Raw genomic sequence first — 12,885 nt, forward strand, 5'->3', positions numbered from 1 at the left:
TAGACTAGCCAAGCAGTCAAACTAACAATAATCAAAGGAAGACAAGTGGAAGTTCGTCACAACTGGACCGTTGAGCAAGTTCGAGCGCTTATGGACAAGCCTTTTATGGATCTGCTTTTTGAAGCGCAGCAAGTTCATCGTCATTATCAGCAGCATAATCACGTACAAGTCAGCACTTTATTGTCGATAAAAACCGGCGCGTGTCCGGAAGATTGCAAGTATTGTCCTCAAAGCGCACGATATACCACAGATATTGAGAAAGAGCGTCTGATGGAGGTTGAGCGGGTTCTGGATGCCGCACAAAAAGCGAAGCAAGCAGGATCAACGCGTTTTTGTATGGGCGCCGCGTGGAAAAATCCTAAACAGCGAGACATGCCACATCTGACCGAAATGATCAAAGGGGTCAAACAGATGGGCCTCGAAACCTGTATGACGCTCGGTATGCTAACGCCGCAGCAAGCGCAAGATCTCTCACAAGCTGGGTTAGACTACTACAACCATAACCTGGATACTTCACCTGAATTTTACGGCAATATTATTACCACTCGAACCTACCAAGATAGGCTTGATACCTTATCTCACGTACGTGATGCCGGTATGAAAGTTTGCTCTGGTGGAATAATTGGTATGGGTGAAAGCAGCAGCGATCGCGCTGGGCTATTGGTAGAGCTTGCGAACTTGCCAACTCACCCTGAAAGTGTGCCGATCAACATGTTAGTCAAAGTTAAAGGCACACCATTAGAAAAGGTCGAGGATGTTGAGCCGTTCGATTTTATACGTTTGATTGCGATTGCCCGCATTATGATGCCCAAGTCAGCAGTGCGCCTTTCTGCTGGCCGTGAACAGATGAATGAGCAAATTCAAACACTCTGTTTTATGGCAGGGGCCAATTCGGTGTTTTATGGTTGTAAGCTATTAACCACACCTAATCCTTCTGAGGACAAAGATTTGCAGCTATTTAACAAGCTAGGAATTAATCGTCAGTCAGTATCGCAAAAACCCGATGAGATAGAAGAAAACGAGTTGCTTGAACGTGTTGTGGAACGCGTTGCAGCAAGACCAACTAAGGATGATTTGTTCTACGATGTCGGCGCTTAATCAACGAATAGAGCGCGCATTATCTCAAAGGCAACATCAAGGGCTAGAGCGTAAGATCGGCTGTGTAGAGGGCGGTAACTCACGGCAGTTGTCACAAGCTAAACGAGAATATCTCAATTTTTCCAATAACGATTATCTCGGTTTGGCAAGCGATAAGCAGTTAACTCAAGCTTGGCAGCAAGGGCTTGATAAATTTGGTAATGGCAGCGGAGCTTCTCCATTGGTGACGGGGTTTTGCACCGCTCATCAAGCACTAGAAGAAACACTGTGTCAGTGGTTGGGTTTTGAGCGCGCGGTTTTATTTTGCTCAGGGTTTTCGGCCAATCAAGCACTACTATTCACACTGTTAGAAAAACACGACTTGTTACTGCAAGATAAGCTCAATCATGCCTCTTTGCTTGAAGCTGGGGTGTTGTCGCCTGCGACAATGCGGCGCTTTCGTCATAATGATGTTGAGCACTTTAAACAGTTACTGAAACCTAACGCCTTGGTGGTGACTGAGGGGGTGTTTAGCATGGATGGTGACCTTTCTCCCTTAGCTGACATTTCTCTTGCTACACAACCACACTCTTGGCTTGCTGTTGATGATGCACACGGCATTGGTGTGTTGGGAAAAGAAGGTGCTGGTAGCTGCGCTCAAGCTGGAATAAAGCCCGATATCTTGGTCGTTACTTTTGGTAAAGCTTTTGGACTGTCTGGAGCTGCGATCATGTGTAGCAAGTCTGTGGGGGACTATTTAACCCAATTTGCACGTCATCATGTCTATTCAACAGCAATGCCACCGGCTCAAGCTTATGCCCTGCAAACCGCGGCTCTCATGATACAACAGCAAGATTGGCGGCGAGAAAAGTTACTAGAGCTGTCGCATTATTACGATCAGCAACTTGCCAATGTTGCCGGATATCGTTATACGCCAACCGCGATCAAACCTTTCATTATTGGTGATGCCAATAGCGCGGTTCAATGTTCAGCGCAACTTAAGCAAAAGGGGCTTTGGGTAAGTGCGATTCGCCCCCCCACGGTCGCTAAGGGTAGTGCGCGCTTAAGGGTGACGATAACCGCCGCGCATAACCAACAAGATATCTTGCTGTTAACTGAGCAGCTAAAGCGCATCGGTAAGGAGAGTGACTAATGGAAACGGCGCTATCAATAGAGTTGTCACCGCACAGCGATAAAACCCCAATTGCAGAAGCCTTTAGTCGCGCTGCAAAAACGTATGACCAGCACGCCGCTTTTCAACGCGATGTTGGCGAGCGTCTACTTGAGTATTTACCCCTCGACTTGAGTCATAAGACGGTCATCGATTTAGGTTGTGGAACGGGATATTTTTCGCAAGAGCTGCTTAAACGCGGCGCTAAAGTTATCTGTTGTGATTTGTCTGGGCAAATGTTGGCGAGCGCAAAGCAGCGTTGTGGTGATGATGGCGTGAGTTATCTACAAGCAGATGCGGAATCTCTGCCATTGACTGATAATAGTGTTGATTTAGTCTTTTCCAGTCTTGCCCTGCAATGGTGTGAGGATCTGTCGCTGCCATTGCGGGAAGTTTCAAGGGTGACAAAACCAGGGGGACAAGCGTACATTTCTACTTTGCTTGAGGGCTCACTATGTGAACTCAAACAGGCTTGGGGAAAAATTGATTCACATCAACACGTCAATGACTTTGCCTCTATCAATCAGATAAAAGTTGCGTTAGCGCAATCTGGGTGTACTGCCCATCAACTAGACTTACCCGCTATTACCGTTTGGTACAACTCAGCGTTTGCATTGATGCGCGATCTAAAAGGCATTGGTGCCACCTATGTTCATGGTCGCGCGCAAGGGCTAACCAGTCGACGTTCATTATTGGGTGTTGAACGTGAGTACCAAGTTTTTCGAAACCGTCAAGGTCTTCTACCTGCAACATATCAGGTTTGTTTAGGGGTTATACATCTATGATAGATGCATTTTTTATTGCGGGTACGGATACCGATGTTGGAAAAACAGTCGCTTCAAAGGCGATTCTTAATGCTTTAGCTCAGCAAGGACTGCGCACAATTGGCTATAAACCTGTTGCGGCAGGAAGTGATAAAACAGAGCTGGGCTTTCGCAACTCTGATGCGCTTTATTTGCAAAATGCGGCGACCGTTGACGTCGACTACGATGATGTCAACCCATACGCACTAGCGCTGCCAGCTTCGCCGCATATTGCTGCTAAGCGTGAAGGTATCAGCATTGATTACACGCGACTGAGTGACAAGTTGGCTCAGCACAAGCGTAATTCAGATATTGTGCTTGTTGAGGGGGCCGGGGGATGGCGTGTACCCGTCTCTGACACCGAGTGTTTATCAAGTTGGGTGCAACAAGAACAACTGCCAGTAGTGTTAGTGGTGGGAATAAAGCTCGGCTGTTTAAGTCATGCGCTATTAACGTTAGATGCCATCAAAGCCGATGGGTTGTCTGTGGTTGGGTGGGTGGCAAACCGAATCAATCCAGGCACCGAGCACTACGCGGAAATCATCGCTATGTTAGAACATAAGATTGATGCGCCGAAAATTGGCGAGATTCCTTATGTACCGAGTGTTAAGCGTAAGGATTTGGCAAAATACATTGATGTGACACCACTTATCAAATAATCCTGTTTATTACACATGCAAAGGGCTGCCAAAATCTGGCAGCCCTTTTTTGTTTGTGTTGAGGTGGACTATCGCTCTTGACTCAACCACATCAACGCTTGTTGAGTTTCTGCTATACGCTGTTGAGTTGTATTGTCGGCAGAAATACCAAGTTGTTGCTTCGCTTCTTCTTCAGAAATACCGAGATGACAGCGCAACAGATCAATTGCCATTTGATAGTCGTTAGTTTCAACCATGATTTTGTTCCTTATCCCTTGGAATTTCTCATCTAGCCCAAATTTAGCAGCTTTGGTGTGACTGGCAATACGACCAAAGTCTAACGATAAGTGGTTTAAGTTTAGCCAACACCAATGAAGCTCAATGGTACTTATAGGTAAAAGAAACACATCTTATTGAACTAACTAGAAAACAAATGTTTCAATTTACTGCTTAACCTTGTAAATAAAGGGAATACACTATATCTATAAATAAACGTCAAACCTAAGCGATCTTGCTTGGGCAGTTAAATACTTGCGTATTTGGAGAAAAAGTAAATGAAGCGAGTTATGTTATTTTTGGCAACAAACCTAGCGGTTGTGCTGGTACTGAGTGTTGTCCTAAATATTGTATACGCAATGACAGGTATGCAGCCGGGCAGTTTGTCTGGGTTACTTGTGATGGCAGCCGTGTTTGGTTTTGGTGGCTCGTTCATCTCGTTAATGATGTCTAAGGGTATGGCACTGCGCTCTGTGGGTGCAAGAGTGATTGAGAGCCCACGCAATGAAACCGAACATTGGCTATTGCATACGGTTCGTCGTCAGTCAGAACAAGTCGGGATTGGCATGCCAACGGTTGCTATTTATGACTCGGCGGATATCAACGCTTTCGCCACTGGTGCCAAGCGTGATGACTCGTTGGTGGCTGTCTCGACGGGATTACTGCACAACATGACCCGAGACGAGGCAGAAGCGGTATTAGCCCATGAAGTGAGCCATATTGCCAATGGTGACATGGTCACCATGACGCTGATGCAAGGGGTAGTAAATACCTTTGTCATCTTCTTATCTCGTTTTATCGCCAATATTGTGGCCTCGAACGATAATGAAGAAGAAGGCGGTAGCAACATGATGGTCTACTTTGGCGTCAGTATGGTGCTCGAACTCGTCTTTGGCTTCTTAGCAAGTTTCATCACGATGTGGTACAGCCGCCATCGTGAGTTTCATGCCGATGCAGGCGCGGCACAACTGGTTGGTAAGCATAAGATGATTGCGGCACTTGAGCGTTTGAAAATGAGTCATGAATCTCAACTCGAGGGATCTATGATGGCCTTTGGTATCAATGGTAAGCGCTCAATGACTGAACTACTGATGAGTCACCCACCATTAGATAAACGTATTAACGCACTACGCAATTCGTAATCTTATCGTCTAATATATTGAAAAGGCTTGGTTTATAACCAAGCCTTTTTTGATCTGTTTTAAAGTTCTCAACGTACAAAAATCACAAAAGTTATACAAAAAAATATTTGTACAACTTTTAAAAGTCATCTATGGTTTATTGGTTGTACAAAAAAAATGTCTGTACAACCTTGTAAGGAGAGCGTGAATGGATGTTCAAACGGTGAGTCAAGTTTATCAGCAGCTTAACAAATCGAACCTGCATTTATTATCAGACGTTTATCACCAAGAGGTGGTGTTTGAAGACGCAGCACATCGTTTGGAAGGTTGGCATGCATTAGAACGTTACTTCGACGCTTTATACACCAACGTCAAGCGCTGTGACTTTGATGTTATTGAGCATCAGCAAAGTGGCGACAATGGTTTTATTACCTGGCAGATGGCGTTGGAGCATCCAAAACTGTCGAAAGGGGCGGTGATCAAAGTCAACGGCGTCAGTCATCTAAAGTTTCATCAAGGCCGAGTCATTTACCACCGTGACTATTTCGACCTTGGCGAAATGTTATATGAACATTTACCGGTTCTCGGTTCGGTGATTAAGACAATCAAACAGAGGCTAGGGCAATGAATAGCGTACTTATCACTGGGGCAACATCCGGGATCGGTCGGCAGTTAGCCGAAGATTACGCCAAACAGGGCACACACGTTATTGCGTGTGGTCGCAACACCGATGTGCTCAATGAACTCACTCAAAAGTTCGCCTGTGTAAGCGCGTTAGCGTTCGATTTGACGGATTTAGAGCAGTCAAAGCAGGCGCTGAGCGGACTGGAAAACGTACCAGATTTATGGATATTCAATGCAGGTGATTGCGAGTATATCGATGATGGGCAAATTGACGCGGTGTTATTCAAACGTGTCATGGACATCAATGTGCTCGGTTTAACCAATGCCATCTCAGCGTGCCAAGATCAGTTTAAGAAAGGACATCGCTTAGCCATTGTGGGTTCGATAGCTAGTGAAGTGGCCTTGCCGCGGGCTGAAGCTTATGGTGCATCAAAAGCTGCGGTCAGCTATTTAGCGCGTGCGTTGCAAGTTGATTTGAAACCGCGTGGTATTAACGTGTCGATAATCTTTCCCGGTTTTGTTCAAACACCGCTAACTGAAAAAAATACGTTTGAGATGCCGATGCTGATCACCACCGAACAGGCCTCACAAGCCATTCGCACAGGGTTAGCTAAAGGGAAATCGCATATCTATTTTCCCAAACGATTTACACTTATTCTGCGTTTGATTGGTGCTTTACCTTACCGTTGGCAAAATGCACTAACGACAAAATTACTCGCTCAAGGTTAGGATTTACTCGATGAAAATAGCAATTATAGGAACAGGAATTTCTGGCTTGACGTGTGGCTATTATCTTCATAAGCAGCACGATGTTACTCTGTTTGAAGCCAATAACTACATCGGTGGACATACTGCCACCGTTGATATTGACCTTGATGGCACCCAATACGCCGTTGATACGGGCTTCATTGTCTACAATGACAGAACCTATCCTAATTTTATTGCCTTGATGAAGGAAATTGGGGTAGAAGGCATTCCGAGTCAGATGAGTTTTAGCGTTCGTAATGATGCTAACGGCCTTGAGTACAATGGACATACGATAAGTACATTGTTTGCGCAGAAACGCAACTGGATAAACCCCAAGTTTTACTCTTTTATTTTCGAGATATTACGCTTTAACCGTATGGTGAAAGAGATCGCCAATCAGAAACAGCAAAGCGAGAAAACGCTCGGCGACTTCTTGCAAGAACACCGTTTTAGTGACTTTTTCTGCGATAACTACATTTTGCCAATGGGCGCGGCGATCTGGTCTTCAACTTTGGCAGACATGCGTGCTTTCCCGCTGCCATTCTTTGCTCGCTTCTTTCTCAATCATGGGCTGCTTGACGTCACCAACCGTCCACAGTGGTATGTGATTAAAGGCGGTTCAAGAGAGTATATTAAACCGTTAACTCAAGGTTTCTCTGAGCGTATACGCCTCAATAGCGCCGTGGAAGCCGTGGTTCGTGATGCTGCGGGGGTGACACTGCATGTTAATGGTCAGTCTGAACGCTTTGATCAAGTGATCTTTGCTTGTCATAGCGACCAAGCTAAACAATTGTTAACCGATGCGGGGGCAATAGAGCAGCAAATCCTCGGCAATTTGGCTTACCAAGCAAATGAGGTAATCCTACACACTGACGACAGCTTGCTACCCAAACGTAAAGCGGCGTGGGCGGCATGGAACTATTGGCTTGAGGGAAGCGATGACGAGCAATCGCGCGCGCCAACCTTGACCTATAATATGAATATATTGCAACACATCGACGCACCACAAACCTTCTGCGTGTCATTAAACAGTCGTGAACAGGTTAATGCCGACAAAGTGTTGCGTAGCTTTGTCTACCACCATCCTGTGTTTAATCGCGAGTCAATTGAAGCGCAAGCAAGACGCGATGAAATTAATGGTATGTCACGAACTTGGTTCTGCGGCGCCTACTGGTATAACGGTTTTCATGAAGACGGTGTACGCAGTGCATTAGATGTCGTGCGCGGTATTGAGCTGGTGCAAAGTGAGCTTAACACGCAGGGAGCGGCTTAACATGTCACAGCAAACCCATAGTCGATTATTGGTCGGTAACGTGCGCCACAGACGTTTTACGCCTGTTGAGCACGCATTAGAGTATGGGTTGTTTATGCCATGTTTGGATCTCGATGAAATCGACTTGCTCGAACAGCAAGTGTGGGGGTTTGGCCGTCGCTGGTGGCATTGGGCTCGATTCAAGCGTAGCGACTACCTCGGTGACGGCAGCTTAAAAAGCGCTGTGTTTGAAAAAGTCTTTGATTTGTCAGGAGAGCGATTAACCGGGCGGGTTGAAGCAGTTATTCATCTGCGTTATTTCGGTATCTATTTCAGTCCCGTTAATTTCTATTATGTGTACGACGACAACAATCAGTGGCGCTATTTACTGGCTGAAGTTAGTAATACGCCATGGAACCAACGTCATTACTATTTACTCAATGCTGATGATGAGTCGACATGGCACCATCAAAAGGCCTTCCATGTTTCGCCGTTCAATCCAATTGACCAACAATATCAGTGGAAAATAAAGCCGCTCAAACAGCGATTATCGATACATTTAGAATGTCATCGAGACATTAAAGAGTTTGATGCTACGCTTAAAATGAGTAAACACCCCTTTAACTCGAAAGTATTACTAAAGCAGTTGATCGCAACACCCATTATGGCAGTAAAAGTAACCATCGGCATCTACTGGCATGCGCTAAAACTTTGGATTAAGAAAGCCCCATTTTACTCGCACCCTAAATACCAACCAGGTACGAGTAAAGGCTCAGAAAAGCACGAAGCAGAACAATAACAAGGAGCTTTGGAGATGATAAACTCGCAAACCTTACCGTTTCCCCGTCAACTGACATCAGTACAAAAGACCGCTAGGAATATCGCATTCTCATGCCTTGGCAAATTGCAAGTTGGCTCTCTAACGGTTATCGAGAATTTCGTCGATGATGCCAGTCAGGGAGTAAGAGAAAACTTCGGTAAGCCTCAAGATGGTCAGCCAAGCGCGATCATTGAAGTTAAGAACCCCGCTTTTTACGCTCGTTTGCTCAAAGGCGGTAGTATCGCTGCCGGTGAAGCGTATATGGATGGGTGGTGGGAAAGCCCAGATTTAACCAAGCTTATGGAGCTAATGGCGCTTAACCTCTCAGCTTTAGATTCGATTGAGAGCCGTTCAAGCTTGCTGTCGAAGCTGATGTATCAAGTTACCCATTGGCTCAACCGTAATACACTTGTTAACTCGGCGAAAAACATCGAAGCGCATTATGATCTAAGCAATGAACTCTACCAAACGTTCCTCGATGAAAAAATGTTGTACTCATCGGCAGTGTTTACCAATCCAAATGATTCGTTAGAGCAAGCCCAAGTCAACAAAATGGAGCGACTTTGCCAACAGTTAAAACTGACAAAAGATGATCACGTGATCGAAATAGGCACTGGCTGGGGAGCCATGGCGATTTATATGGCCGAGAACTATGGCTGTCAGGTCACGACAACCACAATATCAGAGCAGCAATATCAATATGCCAAAGCGCAAATTGAGCGCAAAGGTTTAAGCGAGCAAATTACCTTACTCAAGCAAGACTATCGTCTGTTAGAAGGCCGTTTTGATAAACTGGTTTCAATAGAGATGATAGAAGCCGTGGGTAAGCAGTACTTAACTTCTTATATTCAGAAGTGCCAGTCATTACTTAAAAGTGGTGGTTTGATGGCGATTCAGGCCATTACCATCGCGGATCAGCGTTACGATTACTACAGTAACAATGTCGATTTTATTCAAAAGTACATTTTCCCTGGTGGTTTTTTGCCCTCAATTACTGCTGTGACCCAAGCTACGACTAAGCACAGTGACTTGGTGATGCGTGATCTATTCGATATAGGCCAAGATTATGCCCAAACGTTAAAACAGTGGTATATCCGGTTTAACCAACAGCACGAGAGGGTGGCGCAATTAGGTTTTGATCAGCGTTTTGTCAGAATGTGGAACTATTACTTTTGTTACTGTGAAGGCGGTTTTAAAGCGCGTTCAATCAGTACCGTTCACATGACTTTTGAACGACCATAAGGTAGAGACCCAGTGTCTATTAAGCGACTGTTATTGATATCAACTTGGTTTCAAATCATCTGGTTATTGGCCGTTATTGGTAATGACAACTGGCAGTGGCTAACCTTGAGTCTAGTAACTCTAACTATTGTTATCAGCTATCTGTACGCCGGTTTGCGCCTGCTCAAATCGGCCTTTGTGGTGTTACTTGGTATCACCCTCGATTACCTTAATTTGTCAGTAGGGCTATTTGAGTTTGGTGCAACAAGTTTTCCTCTCTGGTTAGTTGGATTGTGGGGAATCTTTGCTTGGTATGCGTTTTATTTACACTCTGTTTTGACCCGTTATCCACTTTATCTCGTATCACTAGTTGGAGGTGTTGGCGGAGCATTGAGCTATGTTGCAGGGGCGAATCTTGGCGCTGTGACTTTTGGTCTGTCTTTACCTTACATGCTTGCGATCCTGTTTTTGCAATGGTTCGCAGTGGTCTATGTGATTATGAAGGTGTTGGGTCATGAGAATCGCGATACTAATAGCAACGTATTTGGTGTGGATGAATAGTGCACTCGCTTCTACCGTTTTATCGTCTAAAAGTGACTGGCGAGCATGGCCTGAAGTTGGTCAGGCGCAGTTGTCAATGCTGTTCTTTGATATTTACCAGTCACAGCTTTTAACCCCTAACGGTCAATATCAACTCAGTCAAGATGTCACGCCGCATCCTCTTGCTTTATCGATTACTTATCAACGCGACATTAGTCAAAAACAACTATTGGAAGCAACCCGAGAGCAGTGGCAAAAGTTAGGCTTTGATCCGCTGCAAACCAAGCAATGGATCGATGAGTTGACGACAATTTTCCCCAACATAACCCAAGGCACTAATCTGACTTATGTGACGGATGGTCAGCAGGGGCAGTTCTATTATGCCGGTCCACAATCAAGTTCGCAGCTCATTGGCCAGATCGCCGATGAATCTTTTAACGATGCGTTCGTGGCTATTTGGCTTTCCCCACAAACGCAGTACCCAAGTTTACGAGCAAGCTTAATAGGAAACAATCAATGAAAAAGTGGATGTCATACTTACTCGCTTCAGTCGCTATGATGATTGGCTTACTAGGCTGTTCGGCGGATATTGATGATTATCATCAAACCCAGCCTCGTTTTGATTTATTTGAGTATTTTCAAGGAACGTCGACCGCTTGGGGCATGGTGCAAGACTACACTCATCAGCAGACCCGTCGTTTTGAAGTTGACATTGTTGGCACTGTTGAGGGAAATACACTCACACTCGTCGAGGATTTTATCTTTGATGATGGAGAAAAAAGCCAACGAATATGGACCATTGAGCGATTGGGTGATGGTCAATATCAAGGTCAGGCTGATGACATCATTGGTGTTGCCAAGGGGCGAGAAGTCGGTAACGCGTTGCAATGGCAGTACGATTTTGAGCTCAAGATGGAAGACTCATCGGTGGTGGTAACCTTTGATGACTGGCTCTATCGTCAAGACGAACAGCATATTTTTAATTTAACCAAAATTAAGAAGTTTGGGTTAGAAGTTGGACGCATTACGCTGTTTTTTCAAAAGCAATAAGGTGATTGAGCTTTGTCATGATGATGGCAAGGCGCAAAAAAAAGGTTGACGCTTTGACGTCAACCTTATGCTAGCTTTTAAGCTTTATTATAGCTTATCGGTCAGCTCGATGGCTTGGCCAATGTAGTTTGCTGGCGTCATCTCTTTTAGACGAGCTTTCTCATGCTCAGGGAGCTCAAGACCATCAATGAAGACACGCATAGCTTCCCCATCGACACGCTTACCACGAGTTAGCTCTTTGAGTTTCTCGTATGGCTTTTCAATACCATAGCGACGCATAACCGTTTGTACTGGTTCAGCAAGTACTTCCCAGTTTTTGTCTAGCTCGGCAAGAAGTGCTTCACGGTTAACTTCAAGCTTGCTGATCCCTTTTAAGGTTGAAGTGTAAGCGATCACCGCGTAGCCAACACCCACACCTAGGTTACGAAGAACCGTTGAGTCCGTAAGGTCACGTTGCCAGCGAGAAATTGGTAGCTTTTGCGCAAGGTGGCCAAAGACAGCGTTGGCAAGACCTAAGTTACCTTCAGAGTTTTCAAAGTCGATAGGGTTGACTTTGTGTGGCATGGTTGATGAGCCAATTTCACCAGCAATAGTCTTTTGTTTGAAGTGACCTAAAGCAATGTAACCCCAAACGTCACGGTCGAAGTCAATCAAGATGGTGTTGAAACGTGCAACAGCATCGAACAGCTCTGCGATGTAATCGTGAGGTTCGATTTGAGTGGTGTAAGGGTTCCAATTAACGCCAAGAGATTGAGTAATAAACTCTTCACTGAACTGGTGCCAGTCTAGCTCAGGGTAGGCAGAAAGGTGAGCATTGTAGTTACCCACAGCGCCATTGATTTTAGCTAGAATCTCAACATTTTCGATCTGCTTATATTGACGCTCCATACGGTACGCCACGTTAGCCATCTCTTTACCCATCGTTGATGGAGAAGCTGGCTGACCATGAGTGCGCGAGAGCAGTGGTATGTCACGGTACTCAACAGCAAGAGTTCTAATCGCATCAATGAGAGTACGAATTTCTGGAAGAATTACTGTCTCACGCGCTTCTTTTAGCATCAGAGCGTGCGAGGTATTGTTAATATCTTCAGAAGTACATGCAAAGTGGAAGAACTCATTGACGGCATGCAGCTCAGGAACATCAGCCACTTTTTCTTTTAAGAAATACTCAACCGCTTTTACATCGTGGTTGGTGGTGCGCTCGATCTCTTTGATACGACGCGCGTCTTCCTCAGAAAAGTTGGCAGCCAGGTCGTCTAGGAATTGGCTTGCTTGTGCGCTGAATGCGGGCACTTCAGCGATTTCAGCAGTAGCAGCAAGCTTTTGTAACCAACGAACTTCAACGATAGTACGGTACTTTAATAGACCGTACTCACTGAAAATCTCGCGTAACGCAATTGTCTTGCTTCCGTAACGGCCGTCTACTGGTGAAACAGCAGTCAATGCTGACAGTTCCATGATGTTCTCCTGAATTGGGTTTCTAAATTTCGTGAGCTTTATACCAATAACTACGGCAATTGTCACGAATATTGCGCAAACGTTTGC

Annotated in this window: 15 protein-coding genes; 13 read left to right on the forward strand and 2 right to left on the reverse strand. The window is 45.2% G+C overall.

Annotation, left to right across the window (positions count from 1 at the left end; genetic code table 11):
• Positions 1-45: 45 nt before the first annotated feature.
• Genes bioB through bioD form a run of 4 tightly spaced genes read left to right on the forward strand, consistent with a single transcriptional unit; the run spans position 46 to position 3,710 of the window.
• Positions 46-1,098, forward strand: a complete 1,053-nt coding sequence (bioB, locus tag ViNHUV68_RS05185) for a biotin synthase BioB (protein WP_391089697.1) — start codon at positions 46-48, stop codon at positions 1,096-1,098.
• Complete coding sequence (bioF, locus tag ViNHUV68_RS05190; RefSeq protein WP_391090270.1) at positions 1,085-2,230, forward strand: 8-amino-7-oxononanoate synthase; 1,146 nt, start codon at positions 1,085-1,087, stop codon at positions 2,228-2,230. The genes bioB and bioF overlap by 14 nt, the downstream gene beginning before the upstream one ends.
• A complete protein-coding gene (gene bioC / locus ViNHUV68_RS05195; RefSeq protein WP_391089699.1) occupies positions 2,230-3,033 on the forward strand; it encodes a malonyl-ACP O-methyltransferase BioC in 804 nt (267 codons plus the stop codon). The genes bioF and bioC overlap by 1 nt, the downstream gene beginning before the upstream one ends.
• A complete protein-coding gene (gene bioD, locus ViNHUV68_RS05200) occupies positions 3,030-3,710 on the forward strand; it encodes a dethiobiotin synthase (RefSeq protein ID WP_391089701.1) in 681 nt (226 codons plus the stop codon). The genes bioC and bioD overlap by 4 nt, the downstream gene beginning before the upstream one ends.
• 68 nt (positions 3,711-3,778) lie before the next feature.
• Here bioD and ViNHUV68_RS05205 read toward each other — a convergent pair whose 3' ends face one another.
• Positions 3,779-3,946, reverse strand: coding sequence for a hypothetical protein (locus ViNHUV68_RS05205; RefSeq protein WP_391089703.1), 168 nt, complete (start codon positions 3,944-3,946; stop codon positions 3,779-3,781).
• A 297-nt stretch (positions 3,947-4,243) separates the two neighbouring features.
• Here ViNHUV68_RS05205 and htpX point away from each other — a divergent pair, with 297 nt between their 5' ends.
• The 9 genes from htpX to ViNHUV68_RS05250 all read left to right on the forward strand — a co-directional run bounded on the left by htpX (position 4,244) and on the right by ViNHUV68_RS05250 (position 11,340).
• On the forward strand, positions 4,244-5,107 hold the full coding sequence (gene htpX, locus ViNHUV68_RS05210; RefSeq protein ID WP_038174524.1) for a protease HtpX: 864 nt from the start codon (positions 4,244-4,246) through the stop codon (positions 5,105-5,107).
• Positions 5,108-5,294: 187 nt separating this feature from the next.
• Positions 5,295-5,714 carry a nuclear transport factor 2 family protein gene (locus ViNHUV68_RS05215; RefSeq protein ID WP_038174523.1) on the forward strand — a complete coding sequence of 140 codons (420 nt, stop codon included), beginning with the start codon at positions 5,295-5,297 and terminating at the stop codon, positions 5,712-5,714.
• A complete protein-coding gene (locus ViNHUV68_RS05220; protein WP_391089706.1) occupies positions 5,711-6,439 on the forward strand; it encodes an SDR family oxidoreductase in 729 nt (242 codons plus the stop codon). The genes ViNHUV68_RS05215 and ViNHUV68_RS05220 overlap by 4 nt, the downstream gene beginning before the upstream one ends.
• 10 nt (positions 6,440-6,449) lie before the next feature.
• On the forward strand, positions 6,450-7,730 hold the full coding sequence (locus ViNHUV68_RS05225) for an NAD(P)/FAD-dependent oxidoreductase (protein ID WP_038174521.1): 1,281 nt from the start codon (positions 6,450-6,452) through the stop codon (positions 7,728-7,730).
• Position 7,731: 1 nt separating this feature from the next.
• Complete coding sequence (locus ViNHUV68_RS05230; protein ID WP_391089708.1) at positions 7,732-8,508, forward strand: DUF1365 family protein; 777 nt, start codon at positions 7,732-7,734, stop codon at positions 8,506-8,508.
• 15 nt (positions 8,509-8,523) lie between these two features.
• On the forward strand, positions 8,524-9,771 hold the full coding sequence (locus tag ViNHUV68_RS05235; protein WP_391089710.1) for a class I SAM-dependent methyltransferase: 1,248 nt from the start codon (positions 8,524-8,526) through the stop codon (positions 9,769-9,771).
• Between the two features lie 12 nt (positions 9,772-9,783).
• On the forward strand, positions 9,784-10,311 hold the full coding sequence (locus ViNHUV68_RS05240) for a DUF2878 family protein (protein WP_391089712.1): 528 nt from the start codon (positions 9,784-9,786) through the stop codon (positions 10,309-10,311).
• On the forward strand, positions 10,265-10,810 hold the full coding sequence (locus ViNHUV68_RS05245; protein WP_038174516.1) for a chalcone isomerase family protein: 546 nt from the start codon (positions 10,265-10,267) through the stop codon (positions 10,808-10,810). The genes ViNHUV68_RS05240 and ViNHUV68_RS05245 overlap by 47 nt, the downstream gene beginning before the upstream one ends.
• A complete protein-coding gene (locus ViNHUV68_RS05250; RefSeq protein ID WP_391089714.1) occupies positions 10,807-11,340 on the forward strand; it encodes a DUF3833 family protein in 534 nt (177 codons plus the stop codon). The genes ViNHUV68_RS05245 and ViNHUV68_RS05250 overlap by 4 nt, the downstream gene beginning before the upstream one ends.
• Before the next feature lie 87 nt (positions 11,341-11,427).
• Here ViNHUV68_RS05250 and purB read toward each other — a convergent pair whose 3' ends face one another.
• Positions 11,428-12,798 carry an adenylosuccinate lyase gene (gene purB, locus ViNHUV68_RS05255; RefSeq protein ID WP_391089716.1) on the reverse strand — a complete coding sequence of 457 codons (1,371 nt, stop codon included), beginning with the start codon at positions 12,796-12,798 and terminating at the stop codon, positions 11,428-11,430.
• Between the last annotated feature and the right edge of the window lie 87 nt (positions 12,799-12,885).

It is taken from the genome of Vibrio sp. NH-UV-68, from assembly GCF_042940635.1.
GTDB classification, from domain to species: Bacteria; Pseudomonadota; Gammaproteobacteria; order Enterobacterales; family Vibrionaceae; genus Vibrio; species Vibrio pacinii.

Excerpts from the sequence above, each read along its gene's own strand:
- bioF (WP_391090270.1), top strand. The coding sequence starts at position 1,085 with ATGTCGGCGCTTAATCAACGAATAGAGCGCGCATTATCTCAAAGGCAA.
- bioC (WP_391089699.1), top strand. The coding sequence starts at position 2,230 with ATGGAAACGGCGCTATCAATAGAGTTGTCACCGCACAGCGATAAAACC.
- bioD (WP_391089701.1), top strand. The coding sequence starts at position 3,030 with ATGATAGATGCATTTTTTATTGCGGGTACGGATACCGATGTTGGAAAA.
- ViNHUV68_RS05205 (WP_391089703.1), bottom strand. The coding sequence starts at position 3,946 with ATGGTTGAAACTAACGACTATCAAATGGCAATTGATCTGTTGCGCTGT.
- htpX (WP_038174524.1), top strand. The coding sequence starts at position 4,244 with ATGAAGCGAGTTATGTTATTTTTGGCAACAAACCTAGCGGTTGTGCTG.
- ViNHUV68_RS05215 (WP_038174523.1), top strand. The coding sequence starts at position 5,295 with ATGGATGTTCAAACGGTGAGTCAAGTTTATCAGCAGCTTAACAAATCG.
- ViNHUV68_RS05220 (WP_391089706.1), top strand. The coding sequence starts at position 5,711 with ATGAATAGCGTACTTATCACTGGGGCAACATCCGGGATCGGTCGGCAG.
- ViNHUV68_RS05225 (WP_038174521.1), top strand. The coding sequence starts at position 6,450 with ATGAAAATAGCAATTATAGGAACAGGAATTTCTGGCTTGACGTGTGGC.
- ViNHUV68_RS05230 (WP_391089708.1), top strand. The coding sequence starts at position 7,732 with ATGTCACAGCAAACCCATAGTCGATTATTGGTCGGTAACGTGCGCCAC.
- ViNHUV68_RS05235 (WP_391089710.1), top strand. The coding sequence starts at position 8,524 with ATGATAAACTCGCAAACCTTACCGTTTCCCCGTCAACTGACATCAGTA.
- ViNHUV68_RS05245 (WP_038174516.1), top strand. The coding sequence starts at position 10,265 with ATGAGAATCGCGATACTAATAGCAACGTATTTGGTGTGGATGAATAGT.
- ViNHUV68_RS05250 (WP_391089714.1), top strand. The coding sequence starts at position 10,807 with ATGAAAAAGTGGATGTCATACTTACTCGCTTCAGTCGCTATGATGATT.
- purB (WP_391089716.1), bottom strand. The coding sequence starts at position 12,798 with ATGGAACTGTCAGCATTGACTGCTGTTTCACCAGTAGACGGCCGTTAC.